We start from the raw sequence: 20,743 nt of genomic DNA, 5'->3' as shown, positions 1-20,743 counted from the left end.
AAATCAATATAAAGATAGTATGGAGTAACCTTATACTTTCCTATATTCCCGAAAAAATCCCTTAGTCCGCCTCAATCTTGATCTGGCTACGTAAGTAACCATCAATGAATGCATCCAGGTCTCCGTCCATGACTGCACCCACATTCCCTGTTTCTACGGAAGTGCGGTGATCCTTGACCATGTTATACGGATGAAATACATAGGAGCGAATCTGACTGCCCCAGGCAATATCGGATTGCTCGCCGCGAATCTCATCCAAGTGCTGCTGCTGTTCTTGCAGCTTGCGCTCATACAGCTTGGAACGCAGCATCTTCATGGCTTGTTCCCGGTTCTTGATCTGAGAACGTTCATTCTGACAGGTTACCACCACACCCGAAGGTAAGTGAGTAATCCGCACCGCAGAGTCTGTGGTATTGATATGCTGTCCACCGGCACCGCTCGCGCGATACGTGTCGATCTTAAGATCCTCGGTACGAATTTCAACGTCTACATCATCCGCTATTTCCGGAACGACATCACAGGATACAAAAGAGGTATGCCGTCTGCCCGAAGAGTCAAAAGGAGAAATCCGTACCAGCCGATGTACACCCTTTTCAGCTTTCAGATATCCGTAGGCGTTGAAGCCTTTAATGAGCAGTGTGACACTCTTAATCCCTGCTTCATCACCCGGTAAATAATCAAGCACCTCAACCTTAAATCCACGTTTCTCAGCCCAACGTGTGTACATACGCAGCAACATCTGTCCCCAGTCTTGGGATTCTGTTCCGCCTGCACCTGGATGAAGCTCAAGAATAACATTTAACTTGTCGTACGGTTGGTTAAGCAGCAATTGCAGCTCGAATTCATCCACTTTACTACCTAGGCTACGGATCGTCTCTCCGATTTCTGTTGCCAGATCCTCATCGCCCTCTTCATCCGCAAGCTCTGCCATCATCGCAGCATCATCATATTCCTGTTGAAGCTTCTCGTATTGATCTACGGAAGATTTCACAGCGTTCATCTCAGCGATTACACTCTGCGCTTGCTCACTATTATCCCAGAATCCTGGAGCCGCCATTTTCTCTTCAAAGTTAGAAATCATCTCTTGCTTGAGATCTAAGTCAAAGAGACCCCCTAAGGTCAGTTAGTTTCTTGCCTATTTCACGCAAATCCTGCTTTACATTTGGTTCTATCATAGGTCACTTCACCTTTCAAAATTGGTTGTTAAGGTCATCGCACTAATGGATAGTTAGTGGGTGAGTGAATGATTAGCCATTCCGAGAAGGATTGGACTTCCGATCACTGTTATCCTCAGATTCCTTGATTAGATAACCGCACTTGCGGTTGGAATCTGAAGATAAAGGCGAGCGCTACGCTTCTCCAGTTCCAAACCTTCTCTCCATTCCACATTCACTCAAGTGCTAAAGATCCAAAAAAGCGACTGGGCCGTAAACGGGGGATCCCCCCGGGCCCAGCCGCTCTTTATGGTTAGTATACCCATGGAAGCGATAATAAGGACTAGATAAATGGCAAGAGCAGAGAAAAACACATTCCAATACCAACTTAATCTATACCTTAACACGCTATTTATGCGTATTTCAAAACGTTTGTCTTATGCGTTTTGACCATGGCAATTCTTGTACTTCTTGCCGCTTCCGCAAGGGCAAAGATCATTACGGCCAGTCACAGCCTCAACATGAACCGGACGTTTCTCAACAGGTTCGCTGTTTGTAGAGATCTTGTCTTCATCAATAACGGATTGACGTTCCTGATTCGCTTCGATGTGAGCCTTCATAATATAAGTAGCTACTTCTTCTTGAATCGTAGCAGTCATAGTATTAAACATCTCAAAGCCTTCGAATTGATATTCACGAAGTGGATCCGTACCACCGTAGGCACGCAAGTGAATCCCTTGACGCAATTGATCCATTGCATCAATATGATCCATCCATTTGCTATCTACGGAACGAAGCACGATTACCTTCTCGAATTCACGTACGAGCTCTGAACCCAGACGTTCTTCACGTGCTGCATATTTCTCAAGCACACGTTCGAAAATAAACTCGATAATCTCCTCAGCTTCCTTACCCCATAGAATATCACGGGTCAAAGCACCTTCTTCAAGCAGCTTGCTGTTTACGTAATCAGCAACTTCTTGCAGTTCCCAGTTCTCAGGAATATCATCGCTACAGTGTGCGAGAACGATACGCTCAATTACAGGCTTGATCATTTCAAGCACGATATCTTTAATATTATCGGACTCCAGAATCTCACGGCGTTGTTTATAAATAATTTCACGCTGTTGATTCATCACGTCATCATATTGCAATACGACTTTACGGATATCAAAGTTATTGCCTTCAACACGTTTCTGAGCAGATTCTACAGCACGCGTGATCATGCGGCTCTCAATCGGCTGATCTTCCTCGAATCCGAGACGATCCATCATAGTCAGAACGTTGTCAGCGCCAAAACGCTTCATCAGCTCATCGCCAAGCGACAAGTAGAATTGTGTAGAACCCGGGTCACCTTGACGACCCGCACGACCGCGCAGCTGGTTATCAATCCGTCGCGATTCATGACGCTCTGTACCAATGATATGCAGACCTCCAAGATCTGTCACACCTTCACCCAGAACGATGTCCGTACCACGTCCAGCCATGTTGGTAGCAATCGTAACTGTACCTGGCTGACCTGCATGGGTAATGATTTCTGCTTCCGCAGCGTGATGCTTCGCGTTAAGCACTTGGTGCCTAACACCTTTGCGCTTCAGCATTTCAGAGACGAGCTCTGAATTCTCGATCGACACTGTACCAACCAGTACAGGCTGGTTCTTTTTGTGACGTTCTACGATTTCTTCCACAACAGCCTTGAACTTACCGTTCTCACTCTTGTAGACGACATCCGGCATATCATCGCGCTTGTTCGGCTTATTCGTAGGAACCTGAAGAACTTCAAGACCATAAATCTTCTTGAATTCCTCTTCCTCAGTCTTCGCAGTACCTGTCATACCGCCCAGTTTGCGATACATACGGAAGTAGTTCTGGAAAGTGATCGTAGCAAGAGTCATACTCTCATTCTGTACTTCGATTTCTTCCTTCGCTTCAATCGCTTGGTGCAACCCATCGCTATAACGACGACCTGACATTAGACGTCCTGTAAATTCATCGACAATAACGACCTCACCCTCGTTTACAACGTAGTCTACGTCACGACGCATAATTACATTTGCTTTTAGGGCTTGGACGATATGGTGATTCAAGGTTACATGACTGTGATCATACAAGTTCTCAATACCAAAAGCGCGCTCAGCAGTAGCCACACCTTTTTCAGTCAAGGCTACAGACTTCACCTTAATATCAACTGTGTAGTCTTCTTCAGCCTTAAGCTTTTTCACGAAACGGTCTGCTGAAAAATACAATTCTGTAGACTTCTCAGCTTGTCCGGAAATAATAAGAGGTGTACGTGCTTCATCAATAAGAATAGAGTCCACTTCATCAATAATACAGAAATACAGAGGGCGCTGAACCATTTGCTCTTTATAAAGCACCATGTTGTCACGCAAATAATCGAAACCAAATTCGTTGTTCGTGCCATACGTAATATCGCAGGCATAAGCAGCTTGTTTATCAGCATGGTCCATACCGCTTAGGTTAACCCCAACCGTCATGCCCAGGAAGTTATAGATTTGTGCCATTTGTGCGCTGTCGCGCTGAGCCAAATAGTCATTGACCGTTACAACGTGTACGCCTTTACTTAGCAAAGCATTCAAATACACTGGCAATGTACCTACTAGTGTCTTACCTTCACCAGTCTTCATCTCGGAGATTCGGCCTTCATGCAGAGCCATACCACCAATTAACTGCACATCAAAATGCCGCATACCAAGTGTCCGCTTGGAAGCTTCACGTACGGTTGCAAATGCCTCAGGAAGAATTTCTTCCAGAGTTTCGCCTTTTTCAATACGGGCACGGAATTCTGCTGTCTTCGCTTGTAACTGTTCATCAGATAGCTTTACAAATTCCGGTTCCAATCCATTAATTACATCGACTGTCTTCATGAGACGTTTAACGTCACGATCGTTGGTGTCTCCGAATATTTTCTTTACAAGTCCTAGCATGGTTAACCCCTTTCATGCAACACAGATGGTGGAACCGAGCCCATCCTCACAAAATTGAAAGGGCCATTTATAAATTCGATTCCGCTGCTTCATAAATTGTAACAGTTTGTAAGAGATGCCGCAATACAAGGTGTATCAGCCACATTTTTCAAATATAGTCGCTTATACGCACAAGAGCCCTATTCGCTGCAAGCGAATAGGGGCTCGGTTTAAATTTCTTAGGTTCTGACTAACTCTCGAGGCCCTTTATACTTAGAGCATAACTGGCATCATTGTATCTTAGCCCTGTTCAATCAATCCATATTTACCATCATCACGTTTGTAAACTACGCTTACTTCCGAGGTATCGATATTGGAAAAAACAAAGAAATTATGTCCTACCATGTTCATTTGAAGAATTGCTTCTTCTACATCCATCGGCTTCATCGTAAAGCGTTTGTTCCGCACAACTTCTAAATCATCATAATCTTGTTCTTCTACAGCAACAGCGGTACTAGCTCCATCCACAAACAGCGTCTTGAGTCCCTCTTGACGGAACTTACGATTGATCTTCGTTTTGTGTTTGCGAATTTGACGTTCTAGCTTGTCCACAACGGCATCTATGGAAGCGTACATGTCATCGCTGCGGTCTTCCGCACGAAGCGTCACACCAGCAAGCGGAATGGTTACTTCCACCGTATGAAGGCCGCGAACTACGCCAAGCGTCACAGACCCTTCAGAGGTAGGGGGTGCTTCGAAATACTTCTCAAGTTTGCTGAGCTTCTTATCAACATACTCTCTCAAAGCGTCGGTCACGTCAATTTGTTGACCTCGAATGGTGAATTGCATGGCCACTCCTCCTTTAGTTACACCTTCATTATACCAAATTGTTAAGGCTAAGTAAAAAGTAATTCCTTACAGCCCTTACAATTAGATAACAAATATTGTCGTAGTGTTCACAAATAAAACAAGTCCGGTAAGAGCAACTATTCGCCTCACCGGACCAATTGTAAACCTGTCGTTATTATAGTACGAATTCCATTCTTATATTCCCAAACTGAGACAGTATAAGATTAAGTTACTTGGTATGAATTTGAATGATTTCGACAGGTGACAATTCTGTACCCGATCCTGTAATAACGTATACCTTATAGGCAGTATTGGCTGTCAATCCAGTCAAAGTATGCGTATGTTTTACACCAGGAGCGAACGTAAGCGTGTCCGTCCATGGAGCAGTCAACGCTGTACCAGTACTATTCTGTCCTAAAGAAATTTGTGCTGCGCTAGGTGCTTTTTCATTAGCTGGTAATACTACATATCTTACTGGGGTTGGAGCGTAACCTGTCACACCATATTTAACATATACATCGGCTGTAACAGTACCTACTTGTCCTGGTTCAAAAAGTGTAATCGACTTTTCAGTTGCCTGAGCAGTAGTTAATCGAACTGTTGTCACAGTAGACAGATTACCAGATGCATCCGCTGCTACGATATATGTTGCGTATTCTGTCCCAGGATTCAATCCGTAAACCGAGAATGTAACCGTTGTGTTCGGTACAGTTGCAACACTACCATGAATTTCGCTTGCAGTTCCATTGCTGATCTGTCCTTTTTCCACCTGCAATGCACTCGGTGCACTTACGTTAGCAGTATAAGGAGCTACAACATAGTACACTGAGCCTGTTACGGAAGATGTCAGGTATACATCGGCTGTTACCGAACCAACGTTACCATAGGTTGCCCCACTTACGGTTGGTGTAGTGACAGTTCCGCCATCACCGTTACCTCCACCAGATCCACCACCACTTCCTCCACCAGTACTACCACCTGGAGTAGCTGTTGGCGTTGGGGTAGCTGTTGGTGTCGGAGTTGGCGTTGGGGTAGGAATTACTCCACCACCTGTACCGCTACCTGGGTAATAGATGACCGAGGTATTGATGATACCTACAGCCTCTGCACGTGTTAACGATCTCTTAGGACCGAAGGTTCCGTCCGGATAACCGTTAATAATCTTCTTATCTGCTGCAGCGGCTACTGCACCTTTTGCCCATGTTGCGATTTGTGCATTGTCTTTAAATTTGCTAGTAGTGGTATTAGTGCTCAATTTAAGTAATTTCGCAGCCATTACAGCTGCCTCTTGTCTTGTGAGCGGAGTATTGGGACGGAACGTATTGTCCTCGTATCCCCCGATATAACCAGCTTCCACGGCTTTAGCCACTTCACTGTAGTTCCAGTTTGTGCTTTTCATATCTTTAAAGCTTACAGTTGCTTTTGCTGTAAAACCGAACAGGCGATTTACCATAGTCACATACTCACCGCGCGTAATGGCCTTGTTTGGTTTAACTGTACCGTCTGGGTATCCTCCAAGGTATCCTCTATCTAGCCATTGCTGTAGCTGAGCTTGAGCCCAGTGACCTTGAATATCCTTAGGTACGGAGGCGGCAGATACGCTGCCAAGAGATCCTAATAACATACTAACTCCTAAAACTCCGGTCATAAGACCGCGCAACTTCTTTTTCATCCTGCTAATCATCCTCCTAAAAGTTTTGATAGCTTAGGCTATTTGAATCTCTCATGGAAGTGTTGGCCTAGGCTAACATAGTGTGCGTCGAGGTAAGATAAACAGCTCAACGTACAACTATTACCCACATTTCGAAGAGTTCTAACATTTTCCATATTATAAATTTACAAAGTGCGCTATTTTCTTTCTATTAACTGCCTTGATAGAGGCTTATGAGCACAAATTATCCCCACAAAGTGGAGCTTTACTTCGATGCATACTCAGGTACTTTGCGGGGGCCCCAAGCACACAAAAAAAGGACCTTGGGAGAAATCCCAAGATCCTTGCTAGCGCTGTCTAAATTGCTAACCATCTACTTATATGTAGGTCGGCTTAGCCGTATGATTATAATTTGATTACGTTAGCTGCTTGTGGTCCGCGTGCACCTTCAACGATATCGAACTCTACGGATTGGCCTTCATCCAAAGTCTTGAAACCATCAGTTTGAATCGCGGAAAAGTGTACGAATACGTCGCCACCGTCTGCAGTCTCGATAAAACCATAACCTTTTTCTGCGTTAAACCATTTTACTTTACCTTCCATTGATTAAACATTCCCTTCGTCATCAGATGAACGTGAGTCTTGCTCACAAATCGACTATACCACCGTAACTTCTTCATTGTCAATTGGAAAAGTAAATGTTTACATGCAATAATTTACCACGTAAAATAGGACGTTTAATTTACCATAATCAAGAAATAGTTTCGGCGTAAGGATTAAAAAAGAGCAGACGGTATTTTATACCCGTCTACTCCTATGGCGAAACACTGAAATAAATTATTTTCTGCGATCCATTAGAAAACTATCTGGGGTGTAAGCGGCCTCGTAGGCGCTGCGCTGAACCTTGGCCTGATTGCGCTTCTGCAACCAGTCTTGCGCTTCCAAATGAAGAGCGTTCATTCTGTCTAGGATCACATTGTCATACTCCAAAATTCGATTAATTTCTTGTTTTTGTGCAGTCGTCGACTTACAAATTTCGGCTTGTTCTGCAATAGAGTCGACAAGCTCCTGACGATCCTCGACAAAAAGCTCTAACTCCTCATAGGTAGTCTCATAGAGTCTGTCCGTGATATCTAAGGTTAGTTCCTTCAGGTGCTGAATTAACTCATCCATGAGCAGATTCGGGCTGCACTTGACCCGCGGCTATTTTGGATGCCTGTAACCAAGTTTCACGAAGGTCTGTAAGATAGCCGATGGCCTCTTCCGCTTTTTCCGGGCTTTTGCGGATATTAGCTTCCACTAACAAGAAATTCGTATATTCATAAAGTGAATAAAGATTATTAGATACCTCATAGGAGTAGTCCAATGTACTCATTAATTCACTAACTATAGATTGTGCTTTACCAAAATTAAGACTCGTCTTCTCATAGTCTTGTTTGCTAAGACCATCCATCGCTGTTCTAACGAAACGAATGGCTCCATCGTAAAGCATGACTACCAACTGTGCAGGCGTTGAGGTTTTGACAGAAGATTGGCGATACTTGTCATAAGGAGATGTTATCAATAATGTCACCCTCTATTTTATAATTATCTTAGCTGGATGTGGAGAAAAGACTGTTAGACTGTGACTGCAACTTGTTCATTGCCGTTTCCATGGCTGAAAACTGCTTGTAATAGCGTGTTTCGGCATTATTTAGCATAGTCAACATATCGCTTATACGAGTGTTATATTGTTTGAGCTTCTTACCCATAACACTCTCTTCTTTGAAGGTGCTGGTTAGATCAGTCGAGTACTTGTTAGTTCCTACCCTCGAAACTAGTGAATCTAGTGTGTTATTGACTTTACTAGCTAACTTGTCAAATAACCCTGTAGTGGAGGCGCTGGCTGGGCCCTGGAGTAGATCCATAACCCCTTGAGCATCGTTGGCAAGAGCCTTTTTCAAAGCAGTCTCATCTAACTTCAGTTTTCCTCCCTCAAAGTAAGATCCGGTAGTCACCCCGATAGAACTCAAGGCACCGATCTGGTTAGAAATAACCCCACGTAATGAGGATACTGCTTCTCTTAATATATCATCGTTTTTCAAAAGTCCGCTTTTGGCTTTTTCTGTCCAAGTCGTGATATCTGCCTCTTTCATTGCTGACTTTTGCTCATCAGACAATGGTGCAAAATCGCGGTACTTCTCTTCAGATATTTTATCGTTCAACAATTTCAACAAACTGTTGTAATCTTCAACAAACCCTTTTATTGCATCTACAGCTTTTTGAGGGTCTGATTGAGTTTTGATTGTAATAGGCTTATCCGTTCCTGTTGATGGATTCAGCTCAGGATCGGTCTGGGTGGATGTTGTAGCCAATAATGTCAGTTGAACCCCGTTAATCAAGAAATTATTACTATCTTTTTTTATCATCGTATCATTAACAAATACAATTGCATCCAAACCAGGTTTAACATCTTTACCAGTGTATTGTTTAATGCCTTTAAAAGCCTCAAATAAATTATTACTACCATCAACTGATTCAATAGATAAGGCACCTTTACTTCCAAAAGTCTTAGATGAAATAATCAGCTTCCCAGTGACTTCATCAAAACTCGCGATAGCGTTAGCTTTAGTGTTACCATTAATCGTTGCAATAACAGTAGAAATCTCTGTCGCTCCTGTAAAAGAAAAAGTTTGCTCATTGATCTTCAAACTATATTTTTCTTCCTTATCAGCATCCGTAATCTCAACATTTGAACCGTTAATCTTTGCCTTAGCTAGTGAAGAAGCTGTAGTTAAACCAGAACCTGCACCATTTGATTCAATTGTAGCCTTGGTAGCCAGCTGAGTAATACTTACTTTCATATCAATTCCGTTAGCAGTTGCTGTAGCTTCAGCGGTTAGCGCTTCCGTATTTCCGCTTGTAACAGCCTTATTGGCATTCAGAGCAGAGTTAACGCCATATTTATCAGTAAGTTTATTTGTACGAAAATCAACCAACTTACTATTAATTTCGCGATAACTGTCTCTAGTCCAGTTAAGGATCTGTTTCTGTTGATTAAGCTTATCTAAGGGGACACGCTTAGCGGTCATCATACTTTTTACCATGCTATCGATATCCATCCCTGAAAATCCATTTACACGTGTAACCAAAACAGCACCTCCTACTACTAAATTTTCTCGTCTACAAGTATTCCGGCAATTTCCATCATCTTAGCTACGAGATCCAGAGTTTTCTCTGGGGGAACTTCGCGAATAAGCTCACCGGTATCCTTATTAAGCACCTTAACCATAATATCATGCGTCTTCTCGTGGATGCTGATCTGCAGCGTAGTCTGGGGTCCCTGTAGAGATTTCACCGCCCGTTCAATCGTACGAATGAGCTGTTCTTCCGCAACAGACACATTTACGCCCTGCTTCTCTCTCAAACTCATATCCTTAGTATTTCGGATGGGAGTTTCTTGATTTATGGATGACACCGATGCAGTACTGGACTTTGCTTCAGATACAACCTGTGTACTTGTTACCGAACTAGCAGAAAGAGAAAACTGTACATTCATAAAGCCCGACCTCCACCAACGCTCATTTTATACTCTTTATATCGGTTAGATTCAGGGATAATTTAGGACTTAAGAAAGATAAACCTGAAAAAATCCCGGGAATTCCGAAGTTTTATTAATAATCACAAATATTCAAAAAAAAGAACCTTGGAGAAAATCCAAGGTTCTTTTTGTAAAGCTATAAATGTTAATTTTAAAATTAACGAAGTAATTGAAGAACGCCTTGTGGTTGTTGGTTAGCTTGAGCCAACATAGCTTGAGCAGCTTGAGCAAGGATGTTGTTCTTAGTTTGTGACATCATTTCTTTTGCCATGTCTACGTCACGGATACGAGATTCAGCAGCAGTCAAGTTCTCAGAAGAAGTTCCCAAGTTATTAATTGTATGTTCCAGACGGTTTTGGTTTGCACCTAATTTTGCACGTTCGCCGGAAACTTTATCAATAGCTGATTGGATCTTTGTAATTGCGTTTGCTGCATCCTCATGAGTTGTTACATCAAGAGCCTGTTCAGTAGTTGTATTGTTTGTTCCATCAGTTACAGCAAGTTTATCAGTCGTACCTGCAGTAGTAATACCCAACGCGGATGCTCTCATGTCAGCAACATCAAGAGTCAAGCTTTGGTTTTGGTTTGCACCAATCTGGAACTTCATACTCTTAGCATCGTCAGCTACTACTGCAGCTTTTGCTGCTACACCTTTTGTTACTGTTTCAAGTAGGGTACCGCCACCAATAGTTGGAGTAGAATCTGCTTCTGCACCTGCTTTTTGGGTTATGATCAGTTTGCCAGCATCCCCACCTGTACCTTCAGTAACAGTGTACTTAGCACCCAGCGTTGCATTTGCATTAATTGATGTAACCAGTCCAGCAAGATCAGCAGATCCAGCAGCAATGGTTGTACCATCGATTGTGAATGCTGCTGTCGGATCTACTACACCTGCTTTAAATACACCCGCTACTGCGTCTACCTTGGCAGAACCAGCTCCGTTTTTATCGCCATTCAATAGTTTTTGAGTATTGAACTCAGTGGTGTTACCGATACGGTTGATTTCAGAAGTTAGTGAGTTAATCTCTTTCTGAATTTCTCCTCGGTCAGTTTCTGTGTTAGTACCGTTTGCCGATTGGTTTGCAAGTTCACGCATACGTTGCAGGATGCTGTGTGTCTCATTTAATGCACCCTCTGCTGTTTGAATCAAAGAGATGCCATCTTGAGCGTTACGGGAAGCTTGGTCAAGACCACGAATTTGCCCACGCATTTTTTCGGAGATCGCGAGACCAGCAGCGTCATCGCCAGCACGGTTGATTCTCATGCCAGAAGACAGTTTCTCGATGTTTTTGCTAGTGTTAGCAGTGTTAATGGATAATTGACGATGAGTATTTAAGGCTGTTACGTTGTGATTGATAATCATTAGATATTTCCTCCCTGAAATTGAGTTAGTTCCACATCCATGTGGTAAACGCCGAACCATTAAGGTCGGCCGCCCTGCCGGATCAGCGTCTACTACATATATCGACGGTATGTATCCAAGTGTTTAGAGCAAATTGAAGTTTTTTTGAAATTTCTTGAATAAATCTCTTAAATCAAATAAAAAACCTGAGTCTGCATTCGTGCAGTCCCAGATTCTGAATTCAGTATATACGTTATAACCATTAATCGTTATTATTCACTTTGCGAAGTTGATGGATCAGTGCCTTCAGATCAGACTGTTGTGGAGCAACGGATTCGCGGTTAGATTCTTGTATAGAAAGATATACTTCTTTGCGAAAAATATCGACATGCTTCGGTGCAGAAATACCAACCTTTACCGTATCACCTTCCACACTTAAGATCGTCAGCTCTATCTGATCTTGGATGACGATGGACTCCCCTTTTTTTCGAGAAAGCACAAGCATATCATCCACCATCCTTTCCATCGATAACCAACTGCACCTGCAGCAAGTTATGCTTTGTATGATAAGGTGCTTTATGAAGAACGATCTGTTTAGCTAAACGAGCTGTAGGATTCAATACAATAGGAGCCAGAAGATTAATTGTCGAATGTTCGGTTTGTTCCTTCAGCGTGATAATACAACGAACGATAATCCCATCATTTATGCTTAATTCTTCAGCTTCATCATCCGGCAACTCAAACTCATAGGACAGATAAAAAACAAATGGATCTCCTAACAGAAAGGATAGACCCCTGTTTCTAACAGATTGTAGATAGCAAAAAGGCGTCTCCTCCATCGCAATCAAAGCAAAATCGGTTTCTTCATCAAAGCCAGGAAGCCCTTTCGGAAAATGATATATTTGCATTTCATCTACTTCCAGTTTGCCCCAAGATAGTGTTTCTATAATCAAGTTGTTCACTCCTCAAAAGTTTTGCTATGCAAAACTAGCTTCTTACGGAATTCTATTACATTATATAGCACAAAAGCTATAGAGGTGCTTTCTGGCACATCTATAGCTCAAGAAGCTACAATTGAAAATTCAATTCTGGTGGAATAAACTGAATAGAAGCATACTGCTGCATATAAATATTTAACTTACCACGAGTATACTCAATTTCCGGAGTATGTCGCTCCACCTGAATATCAACTTTAGCGGCACGAAAATTGATTTGTGGGGCTCTCGTCTCAAAGTGAAGAGCCACATTATCGTAGGATGCTGAGCCTCGGGTCTCTGGAAAAGAATTTGGCTCTGTATCTGTACCGTAAACTTCAGCAATCGTGTTACCTGGTTTAAAAAACTCAGCCATTCGATTGCCCTGCTCTACCTTTCTAGCGATACCCTGTAGATATAACTGCTGAATACCGGAATAGATCCGTTTATTCATATCAAGCATATTTCCGCCATTATAGGCAGCCCAAGCCTGAGATTGATCAACGGTGAGTTCAGGTCGAGAGGACTCCACTGTTAGTTCTCCATGAGTGGTCTTTATGCTGACTTCAGCCTTTGGCTGGGTTATTGAATATGTACCCGGGTCAGCATCAATCCCAATAACAGCAGGCGTCTGACGAATTTGCAATATCGGCTGTAGCAACGAGAACCACCTCCGTTTATCTGATAAAGTCTACGAGTGTTGTGGAAATAATCTTTGCACCCACAGATAAGGAGGCATTATAGATATTCTCTTGGATCTTTGACTGCATAATCAAACCTTCGTAGTCAGCATCTTCAGTCTTAGCCTGAAGATCAGTTAGGTTGATATTCAAATCACTTAGTCGGTCTTGCATTAGCTCCACGCGATTAGTCTTCGCTCCTATTTCCGACCGAGCTGATAGAATGGACTCCATACGTGTATCAATTGAACCAAGTTGTGCCGATACCCCTGAGTAATCACCAGACTTCAAAGCACCTGATAATTGATTAATGATTGCAAACAGATTATCAGCATCCCCCGTATTGCCAAATATCTCATTACCAGTCGTACTAATAGGCATACGCACATCTTCACCTACGATAAACTGAATCTGCCCAGTATCCGTAGTAATTGGCTTAGATACATCGTATGAGCCATCTGCACCTTTAACGAAATCATAAGGTTTCGTGTTATATTGCTCGCCATTAAAGATATACTTACCGTTCAGCGTACTGTTCGCAATATCCACAAGTTGGTCTTTTAACTGCATCACTTCGGCATTAATACTGTCCAGTGCTGACTGTGGATTAGTCCCTGTCGCAGCCTGTACAGACAGTTCACGAATTTTCTGTACAACATCCCCAGCTTGTCCTAGAACAGTATCATTATAATCCAGCCATGAAAGTGCGCTATCTACATTCTTAGTATATTGTTCATTAGAGGAAAGCTCCGCACGGTAGCGCAGGGAATACGTAATTCCTACCGGATCATCGGAAGGCTTATTGATTTTGCGTCCGCTTGAAAGCTGTAACTGTGTGTCGTTCATCGTACGTGCGTTACGGTTTAGGTTAAGCAGAAGCTGTGAATTCATCATGTTAGAGGTTACTCTCAACATACGCTATATCTCCTTTTATCTGCCGACTGTGCCGGTGGAATTAATCAATTTGTCGAGCAGTTCATCAAAAGTAGTCATAAAACGCGCAGCGGCACTATAAGCATGCTGGAATACGAGCATATTCGACATTTCTTCATCCAGTGATACTCCGCTGACAGATTGGCGACGGGAGTTAACCTGCTCTACCAGATAATCTGAGTTATCTGTCTGACGCGCAGCCTCTTGTGATTGAATACCTAGCTGACCCACCATGGAGCCAAGAAGTCCACCAACAGTATTGCTAATGCTACCGTCCGGTGTAGTGAATTTACTATCCTTCAGGTTTGTCAGCAAGAGCGCCAAGGTGTTATTTCCTTTAACGACCTGTGTGTTGCCAGCTGCATCAACAGTTGTACGTAATGAGGTTGCGAATAAGCTAACATCTGCAGCAATTTCCGGATTTAACTTGATCGTTCCAGCGTCACCAGAGGTTACAAAGAAATCACGACCAGAACTTCCATCCATCGCATAACCTAACTTGTGAAGTCCGTTCAAACCTTTGACAATGGTTTTAGCGTCCTCATACATCGTTGCTCCCTTAGGCATTGCTTGACCAGCGGCCAGAGTAACTACAGTGCCATCTGCTTGCTTAATCTTGGCATCATTTGTCAACATAGTACCCTCAGGAAGATTGGAACCTGCCGGTATTGTAATTTCAACGTCACCAGTAGCGATCGTACTAGCCATATCGTTGAGTTGTTTCTTGTAGTCGGTAACATAAGTATTTTTGGAGAAAATCATTCCGTAAGCCTCGCCGCCCTTCAACGTTCCAGCGGCATAAGCATTATTAAGAAATGCACTATCTACGATTGCAGTAACTTCTCCACCCTCTACCAGTGGCTGTCCACCTAGTGAAACGTTATAACCAGCTTCCGTCTCTACAACGGTAATATTAGCAATCTTGGATAGCTTGTCCGCCATCAGATCGCGTTGATCGCGTAAATCATTCGCTTGATCGCCCATACCTTCGATCTTATAGATCGATTTATTCAAGTCTGCGATAGCGGTCAGGTAACCCTGAGCTTCTTTGGCTTTAACGTCAATATTAGTAGCTAGATCCCGATCGAGATTATCTAACTGCGTGCTCATATAATTCATAGCATCGGTCAGAGATTGTGCAGTTTGCACTACAATCTTACGAGCAGTAGGATCTTCAGGGTTCTTACTAAGGTCGGACCATGATTTCCAGAAGTTATCCAGAACTGTACGAATACCTGTATCCGATGGTTCGTTAACAATCGCTTCTAGTTTAGAGAGGGTATCTGCTTGAAGTTTCCAGTTTCCAAATGCAGAATTCTCACCACGGTACTGATCATCCAGAAACATTTCCCGAATCCGATCAATAGATGAGAATTCCACCCCTGTACCCATTTGACCAGGAACGGTAGATTTATTAAATCCGTACGCTTCAATAGGCAAAGCAGCCTTCATATTTACACGTTGACGAGTATAACCCTCGGTATTCGCATTTGCGATGTTGTGTCCAGTCGTATTAAGAGCTGCGGTTTGAGTAAAAAGGCTGCGTCTCGCCGTCTCTATTGAATGAAATGTGGATGTCATGCTGCTTACTCCTCCTTATGTTCTGATCTGACAGAACACTTCATCAGTACAATTCTAGCCTCGTGCATCAAATATCCCCGACCGATTTACGCCATTGCCTTTGTCAGACGGACGATGATAAGTGATATCCTGATTCGGTCTTCCGACCAGCAGATCCAAAGAATAATCTATAAAAGTAAGCGACTGCTCTATCAGCTTCTGATTAAGCTCATTTGCTTCTTTCAAGCGGTGCAAAGTGCCAGAAAGCTTCTGCTGAATATGCAGCAGTCGTGCCTTATCTTCAGGGTCAAATATAAGTCTGGACAGCTCAGTTAGGTTCAGGTTCAGGTTGGAACGAATACCTACGCCTTGCAGAACGGTATATGCTGCCGCGATTCGCTGTTCCTCGAGCTGTCCAATCAGCTTCATTAGCTTGGACTCACGGTTCAGGATGTCGATTAAGGCATCCACCTTGTTGTCCATAATCGTCTGTTTTTTCTCAGCGGCCAGCTCCAGCATTTGGTTATGCACTTCGTCCAGCCGCTCCAATAGTTCTATTAATGTCGTCAATGCCATGGATGGTTTCACCTAATTCTCGGAGGATTGCTTAAAGTAAGGGGCGAGTTTCTCTGCTAGCTTAGCTGCATCTACTTGATAGGTACCTGCGGAGACCTGTTGCTTCAAACTGTCGATCTTAAGTGCACGTTCAGCATCATTACCAGAATTCTGTGCTTGCAAGAGCTGAATTGCTTCATCAGAAATCGAAACCTCATCCTTGCGTGAACTTTTCTTCATTTGTTCCTGCCTTTGCGCATCCGCGCTGCGTTGATACGGATTCATCGCGTTAATTCGTCCGGTCTCGTTAATTTTCATAACTTCACCTTCCTCCTAATATAAAAAAGCCGATAATCTTTACTAAGTTTATCGGCGTAGACTGAAACATACTTTATAGCTGCAAACGTTTTTTTGCAGATTTTATAGGTCACGCAACTTGTCTATGGCACGATATGCGCCGTCTGTTGTCTTTTTGGTAGTATCCTCAGCAGCATTTTCCTTGGCGGCATTGGTGAGATCCTTTCTAAGCCGAGTACGGCAGCTATCACACATATGCCCATCGCGAATCAGTGTTCCACACACCTCGCAGGGATACATCATATTAGGAGCATTTGCTATAGATATCCGGCCCTCTCGAATAAAGCGAGTGATCTCCTTAATCGAAATCCCCGTAGCATCGGACAGCTCTTGAATGTTGGTTCCTTTGTTCTCCCGCAAATAATCGACGCAGATCTCATATTCATGCTCCAGCTCTTTGATGCAGGGCTGGCACAACCCCATAAGATTCTTAACAAACAACCGGCCGCACCTTGGACAATTGTCTAGATTCATAACAAGCAGCCGCTCCTCTCCATACATTCTGTACAATGCATAATATCCTTATGCTCCTAGATTACATGATTGCAAAGAATTCGTCTATGGGACGGAAGAAACGCTATTACGGGCATGGATCTCTTCAAAAAGTGAATGGGCTGTTCACAATCATGCATTTCGCTCTCCTCAGGAACGTGCCCAAGTTAGGCTATATACCTCTATCGTATAACCATAATCTGAACCTATTTGTTGAATGATCTCAGCGCATGCACGAATGGTACTGCCCGTTGTATAAATATCATCAACAATAATAATCCGAACAGGACGATTTAGAGGTACCTCCCGTTTCATCAAATCCGCAAACTGTGTTGTTACTGCCGGATTCTCCGCAAAAGCGTGCTTCATATCCGCTAGTCGTTCCGCCCGGCTCTTAAAGCTTTGCTTTCCCGTATGATGTGTACGGATTAGCAGTGGAAGCTGTTGAACCTTTCTACGTCTAGACAGCACATCCGCCAATCTTTCTGCTTGATTAAACCCCCGCTCCATAAGCCGGGAATCACTGACAGGCACTGGCACTAACAAATCAGCAGACCAAGAGCGATGGATGATGGATGGTTCTCGGGATAAAAGAGTGCTCTGCTTCTCTTTTTTCAGGGTTAGATAGGCTCTATCCAGCATAAGGCCAAGTAAAAGGGCATATCGTTCATTTCCGCGATATTTATACTGACCTAGCCATTCTCGCATATCACTATTGTAAGCAACTGCACTCCTGTTACAAATAATCGGTGATGGTTCGGTGCTGCGGGTACAGTCAGGACAGCCCACATGCCGACCACATTTCAAGCAACGCGGGGAACGTATCCATGGAATAGATTCTGCGCAAATCCTGCAAACTCCAGGAAATGGTGAGGATCCAGAGATGCGCTTGCCGCAGGTTAAACATGGAGATGCCGAGGGGGAGAAGAGTGACTGAGCTTTGGTTAACCATGAGAACATAGCACTCATGTCGACGTCTCCTTACTAATAAATCCTTTGCTACGAGCGATTTTGTTCATAGTACGGATCTGAGAGATCGCTCCGCGCTGAGATCGGGTCCACTGTGGAGAGGCGAATACAACACGCCCAGCAGGATCATCTTTAGATCGCCCGGCACGTCCCGCCATCTGAACCAAGGAGGCTTCGTCAAAAAGATCACTGTCTGCATCTAAAATAAATACATCGCTGCGTGGTACTGTAACTCCACGTTCCAGGATAGTAGTCGTTACTAACAAGGAAACAGCGCGGTTACGAAAAGCAATTACTTTTTCTGCCCGGGATGGATCTTTGGAGGAAGTCCCCTCGATAACTACGCCGGGAAAGCTCCGGCGAAGCAGAGCCAGCAACCCGTCAATATGAGCGATACGAGAAACAAAACAAAAGATTTGCGCCTTGCGCTCGAGTGACTTACGAAGCGTATGTACGAGAGATCTAGGTAAATTTCCACGCTTTAGGCATGTATGAACGGATGTCATAGTCAAATGCTGCGGTACAGGCAAGGGATGACCATGGAAGCGAACAGGTACTCTGGCATGTGGAAGTCTACCTGAGCGTACCAACCGCTGCATTTCTTGTGGTGGTGTGGCTGATAAGTAGATAAAAGAGCCATCTACCTTACAGGCTTGTTCGGCAGCATAAGCCAACATAGGATCATTGTGATAGGGGTACGCATCCAGCTCATCAATGATTACGAGATCAAAGCCTCGATGGAAGCGCAGCAGCTGGTGGGTAGTCGCGAGCGTTAAGCGACCACCCACCCAGCGTTCTGTGCTGCCGCCGTAAAGCACGGCGATAGTCTCCGCCGGGAAAGCTTTGGCGAGCCGCGGAGCGAGCTCGAGTACGACGTCGCGTCGCGGCGTCGCTACGAGCGCCCGCCCACCGGCGGCGAGCACGGCCTCTAGGAGCGGGAAGATCATTTCTGTCTTCCCGGCTCCCGTCACCGCCCAGAGCAGGAACCGCTCTGGGCACGAATTGGCGGAGCGCTCACGCCGCTCCGCCAGAAAACCCAGCGCAGCGCCAGCGGCTCCCGCCTGCGCTGGGCTAAGCCCCCACCGGCCTGCGGCCGCGGTGGGGTCAAGGGCGGCCGTGCACCGCACGGCCGGAAGCGCTGCGCTGCGCAGTAGCAGCGCACAAGCCCGGCTGCGCCCAAGTGCGAGGCAGGCCTCGCAGTAGGCGCAGCCCATAAGGCCGCACGCGGCGCATGCCGTGCGGCCGGTGGGGGCGCTGCCGCAGCGCAGGCAGCGCGAAACGGCGCGGCGGGCGACAGCGCCGCGCCACCACACGTGCGGCAGACTAGCCGCCGCACGCGCCAGAGCGCCAGCACCCGCAGGGAGCTGGCGGGCCCACGCCCCAAGCGTAGCCGGGGCGTGACTACCAACGGCGGCGGCAAACGTAAGCCGCCCCTGCAAATGCGCCAGTTGTGCCGCCTGGCGCCAACGACCTGTCAGCTCTGGCAATCCTTCTGCCAGCAGCGCTTCTATTTCCGGCTGCAGTAAAGAGCGGCCGGCCACCGCCCACGATAGTTGTTCTGCTTCCGATTCAAGTAAAGCATAATCGAGATCATTTCCTCCGCAATAATTTCCTCCTTCATTGTTCTTCTTATCCTGTTCAATAAAAATCTTTCTTAGTTCAGAAACCCGCCATAGCGATACCCCATCATTAGGCCACTCTTCCTTTCCCATTCCTCCCGCTTCCCTTTCCTCCCTCAACTCCGGCTCAAGAACAGTGCTTACGTATTGACCCCATTCCTTAGCCCCCCAGTTCCTCATTCCATCTCTTGGTTTAAAAGAATCGCGAAGCTTCACCGCCCATCCCAGTGGCAGCGCAGGAGATAATAAAACCAGCTTGTCCTCCGTTATTAAGCCCCTACCTTGACTCTCTGATCCAGCCCCAGACCACCACCATACATCTACTGTAAGATCTAAAGAAATCCAAACACTCCAGATCCCTCTACATTCCAAGACATACACACCAACTCGCATAAAAACCGCCTCCTTAACTCTTAACTCTCACCATTAGTCGCTTTTGCCCACTCCACTTTCCCTGCCTCAAACGCAAAAAGCACACTCCCCCATTTCTTGGAGAGTGTGCTTCACCCGTTACTCACATATTCACTTAAAATCTGTCGCGCTTTGATTCGCATCCCCTACTTCCTGCCATCCCCATAAAGGGCAACGAAACAGATTGCCCTGACAACCGCAAGTCTACCACAATCCCTTGTTGCTGAAGCTCTTCTTCACTCATCTGAAAAGTGTACGTAGATGTTGCAAGATCGATAGAGCAGCCACTATCAGCCAGCCTGGAAACAATTCCAAGGGTTCCATCGCTCGAGCCATCATCCATGAACGTTACTCGAAATCGTTTTCCGGTTAAAAATGCTTGAAATGTCAGCGCCCGAATGTACCATTCCACAACAGATGCATGATTGCGAGTAATCAAAATATAATGAATCCATTTCACGGACTGCGGTGTCTGCCGCACCTTCTGCCGATTATGCAGCATATGAATAATCACTGCAGCGGATACATAAACAGCCGCAATCCATATCAACTGGGCTACCATGGAGATGCACCTCCTCTGTATACCAACACTATATGCCGGCTTTAAAAGGTCGGTGACTGCCCAGCGTTCCTATCAAGCATATACGCCTTCGGCGTCCTTGGAAGGACGGTAAGCGTTTAAGCGAGAAATAT

21 protein-coding genes are annotated in these 20,743 nt (G+C 44.8%); all 21 read right to left on the bottom strand.

The genetic code is table 11. From position 1 onward, the window contains the following. Positions 1–61: 61 nt before the first annotated feature. Positions 62–1,175, bottom strand: a protein-coding gene (gene prfB, locus CA598_RS19420) for a peptide chain release factor 2 (RefSeq protein ID WP_143812426.1) whose coding sequence is annotated in 2 segments (ribosomal slippage) — positions 62–1,102 and positions 1,104–1,175 — 1,113 coding nt in all. Because the reading frame shifts where the segments join, the coding sequence is not laid out codon by codon here. A gap of 416 nt (positions 1,176–1,591) precedes the next feature. Next, entirely contained in the window at positions 1,592–4,099 is a 2,508-nt protein-coding gene (gene secA / locus CA598_RS19415) for a preprotein translocase subunit SecA (RefSeq protein WP_094877540.1), read from the bottom strand. A 279-nt stretch (positions 4,100–4,378) separates the two neighbouring features. Then, a complete protein-coding gene (hpf, locus tag CA598_RS19410) occupies positions 4,379–4,927 on the bottom strand; it encodes a ribosome hibernation-promoting factor, HPF/YfiA family (protein ID WP_042131328.1) in 549 nt (182 codons plus the stop codon). Positions 4,928–5,156: 229 nt separating this feature from the next. Then, the gene (locus CA598_RS19405; protein ID WP_179283711.1) at positions 5,157–6,599 is read right to left on the bottom strand and encodes an S-layer homology domain-containing protein; all 1,443 of its coding nucleotides are present in this window, start codon (positions 6,597–6,599) and stop codon (positions 5,157–5,159) included. 384 nt (positions 6,600–6,983) lie between these two features. Then, on the bottom strand, positions 6,984–7,181 hold the full coding sequence (locus CA598_RS19400) for a cold shock domain-containing protein (protein ID WP_019915069.1): 198 nt from the start codon (positions 7,179–7,181) through the stop codon (positions 6,984–6,986). Positions 7,182–7,415: 234 nt separating this feature from the next. Further along, complete coding sequence (gene fliT / locus CA598_RS19395; protein ID WP_094877538.1) at positions 7,416–7,751, bottom strand: flagellar protein FliT; 336 nt, start codon at positions 7,749–7,751, stop codon at positions 7,416–7,418. After that, a complete protein-coding gene (gene fliS / locus CA598_RS19390; RefSeq protein ID WP_306440477.1) occupies positions 7,744–8,151 on the bottom strand; it encodes a flagellar export chaperone FliS in 408 nt (135 codons plus the stop codon). The genes fliT and fliS overlap by 8 nt, the downstream gene beginning before the upstream one ends. 19 nt (positions 8,152–8,170) lie before the next feature. Then, positions 8,171–9,709: a flagellar filament capping protein FliD gene (fliD, locus tag CA598_RS19385; protein WP_256990556.1), complete on the bottom strand. Its 1,539-nt coding sequence runs from the start codon at positions 9,707–9,709 to the stop codon at positions 8,171–8,173. Between the two features lie 17 nt (positions 9,710–9,726). Beyond that, on the bottom strand, positions 9,727–10,116 hold the full coding sequence (locus CA598_RS19380) for a flagellar protein FlaG (protein WP_094877536.1): 390 nt from the start codon (positions 10,114–10,116) through the stop codon (positions 9,727–9,729). 199 nt (positions 10,117–10,315) lie between these two features. Next, positions 10,316–11,521, bottom strand: a complete 1,206-nt coding sequence (locus CA598_RS19375) for a flagellin N-terminal helical domain-containing protein (protein WP_094877535.1) — start codon at positions 11,519–11,521, stop codon at positions 10,316–10,318. Positions 11,522–11,762: 241 nt separating this feature from the next. After that, a complete protein-coding gene (csrA, locus tag CA598_RS19370; RefSeq protein ID WP_076297902.1) occupies positions 11,763–12,005 on the bottom strand; it encodes a carbon storage regulator CsrA in 243 nt (80 codons plus the stop codon). Between the two features lies 1 nt (position 12,006). Continuing rightward, entirely contained in the window at positions 12,007–12,462 is a 456-nt protein-coding gene (gene fliW / locus CA598_RS19365) for a flagellar assembly protein FliW (RefSeq protein WP_256990554.1), read from the bottom strand. 106 nt (positions 12,463–12,568) lie between these two features. Continuing rightward, positions 12,569–13,135 carry a DUF6470 family protein gene (locus CA598_RS19360; protein WP_094877533.1) on the bottom strand — a complete coding sequence of 189 codons (567 nt, stop codon included), beginning with the start codon at positions 13,133–13,135 and terminating at the stop codon, positions 12,569–12,571. A gap of 16 nt (positions 13,136–13,151) precedes the next feature. Then, complete coding sequence (gene flgL, locus CA598_RS19355; protein ID WP_179283710.1) at positions 13,152–14,069, bottom strand: flagellar hook-associated protein FlgL; 918 nt, start codon at positions 14,067–14,069, stop codon at positions 13,152–13,154. A 15-nt stretch (positions 14,070–14,084) separates the two neighbouring features. Further along, positions 14,085–15,668, bottom strand: a complete 1,584-nt coding sequence (gene flgK, locus CA598_RS19350; protein ID WP_094877532.1) for a flagellar hook-associated protein FlgK — start codon at positions 15,666–15,668, stop codon at positions 14,085–14,087. A gap of 54 nt (positions 15,669–15,722) precedes the next feature. Beyond that, on the bottom strand, positions 15,723–16,223 hold the full coding sequence (locus CA598_RS19345; protein WP_042192416.1) for a flagellar protein FlgN: 501 nt from the start codon (positions 16,221–16,223) through the stop codon (positions 15,723–15,725). A gap of 12 nt (positions 16,224–16,235) precedes the next feature. After that, on the bottom strand, positions 16,236–16,520 hold the full coding sequence (flgM, locus tag CA598_RS19340; RefSeq protein WP_042192418.1) for a flagellar biosynthesis anti-sigma factor FlgM: 285 nt from the start codon (positions 16,518–16,520) through the stop codon (positions 16,236–16,238). Positions 16,521–16,622: 102 nt separating this feature from the next. Continuing rightward, a complete protein-coding gene (locus CA598_RS19335) occupies positions 16,623–17,033 on the bottom strand; it encodes a TIGR03826 family flagellar region protein (protein ID WP_094871892.1) in 411 nt (136 codons plus the stop codon). 168 nt (positions 17,034–17,201) lie between these two features. Continuing rightward, a complete protein-coding gene (locus tag CA598_RS19330; protein WP_256990553.1) occupies positions 17,202–18,020 on the bottom strand; it encodes a ComFC family protein in 819 nt (272 codons plus the stop codon). Continuing rightward, positions 18,017–20,032 (bottom strand): ATP-dependent helicase ComFA, encoded by a 2,016-nt coding sequence (locus CA598_RS19325; protein ID WP_094877531.1) that lies wholly within the window; start codon positions 20,030–20,032, stop codon positions 18,017–18,019. The genes CA598_RS19330 and CA598_RS19325 overlap by 4 nt, the downstream gene beginning before the upstream one ends. Before the next feature lie 133 nt (positions 20,033–20,165). Beyond that, positions 20,166–20,612, bottom strand: a complete 447-nt coding sequence (locus CA598_RS19320; protein WP_094877530.1) for a glycosyltransferase family A protein — start codon at positions 20,610–20,612, stop codon at positions 20,166–20,168. Positions 20,613–20,743: the final 131 nt, after the last annotated feature.

The organism is Paenibacillus sp. VTT E-133291 (genome assembly GCF_002264395.1).
GTDB classification, from domain to species: Bacteria; Bacillota; Bacilli; order Paenibacillales; family Paenibacillaceae; genus Paenibacillus_AQ; species Paenibacillus_AQ nitricinens.
Note: the sequence above shows the minus strand (reverse complement) of the source record. Positions and strands in the feature narration are given on the sequence as shown.

Excerpts from the sequence above, each read along its gene's own strand:
- secA (WP_094877540.1), bottom strand. The coding sequence starts at position 4,099 with ATGCTAGGACTTGTAAAGAAAATATTCGGAGACACCAACGATCGTGAC.
- hpf (WP_042131328.1), bottom strand. The coding sequence starts at position 4,927 with ATGCAATTCACCATTCGAGGTCAACAAATTGACGTGACCGACGCTTTG.
- CA598_RS19405 (WP_179283711.1), bottom strand. The coding sequence starts at position 6,599 with ATGAAAAAGAAGTTGCGCGGTCTTATGACCGGAGTTTTAGGAGTTAGT.
- CA598_RS19400 (WP_019915069.1), bottom strand. The coding sequence starts at position 7,181 with ATGGAAGGTAAAGTAAAATGGTTTAACGCAGAAAAAGGTTATGGTTTT.
- fliT (WP_094877538.1), bottom strand. The coding sequence starts at position 7,751 with ATGGATGAGTTAATTCAGCACCTGAAGGAACTAACCTTAGATATCACG.
- CA598_RS19380 (WP_094877536.1), bottom strand. The coding sequence starts at position 10,116 with ATGAATGTACAGTTTTCTCTTTCTGCTAGTTCGGTAACAAGTACACAG.
- CA598_RS19375 (WP_094877535.1), bottom strand. The coding sequence starts at position 11,521 with ATGATTATCAATCACAACGTAACAGCCTTAAATACTCATCGTCAATTA.
- csrA (WP_076297902.1), bottom strand. The coding sequence starts at position 12,005 with ATGCTTGTGCTTTCTCGAAAAAAAGGGGAGTCCATCGTCATCCAAGAT.
- flgL (WP_179283710.1), bottom strand. The coding sequence starts at position 14,069 with ATGTTGAGAGTAACCTCTAACATGATGAATTCACAGCTTCTGCTTAAC.
- flgK (WP_094877532.1), bottom strand. The coding sequence starts at position 15,668 with ATGACATCCACATTTCATTCAATAGAGACGGCGAGACGCAGCCTTTTT.
- CA598_RS19345 (WP_042192416.1), bottom strand. The coding sequence starts at position 16,223 with ATGGCATTGACGACATTAATAGAACTATTGGAGCGGCTGGACGAAGTG.
- flgM (WP_042192418.1), bottom strand. The coding sequence starts at position 16,520 with ATGAAAATTAACGAGACCGGACGAATTAACGCGATGAATCCGTATCAA.
- CA598_RS19335 (WP_094871892.1), bottom strand. The coding sequence starts at position 17,033 with ATGAATCTAGACAATTGTCCAAGGTGCGGCCGGTTGTTTGTTAAGAAT.
- CA598_RS19330 (WP_256990553.1), bottom strand. The coding sequence starts at position 18,020 with ATGAGTGCTATGTTCTCATGGTTAACCAAAGCTCAGTCACTCTTCTCC.
- CA598_RS19325 (WP_094877531.1), bottom strand. The coding sequence starts at position 20,032 with ATGCGAGTTGGTGTGTATGTCTTGGAATGTAGAGGGATCTGGAGTGTT.
- CA598_RS19320 (WP_094877530.1), bottom strand. The coding sequence starts at position 20,612 with ATGGTAGCCCAGTTGATATGGATTGCGGCTGTTTATGTATCCGCTGCA.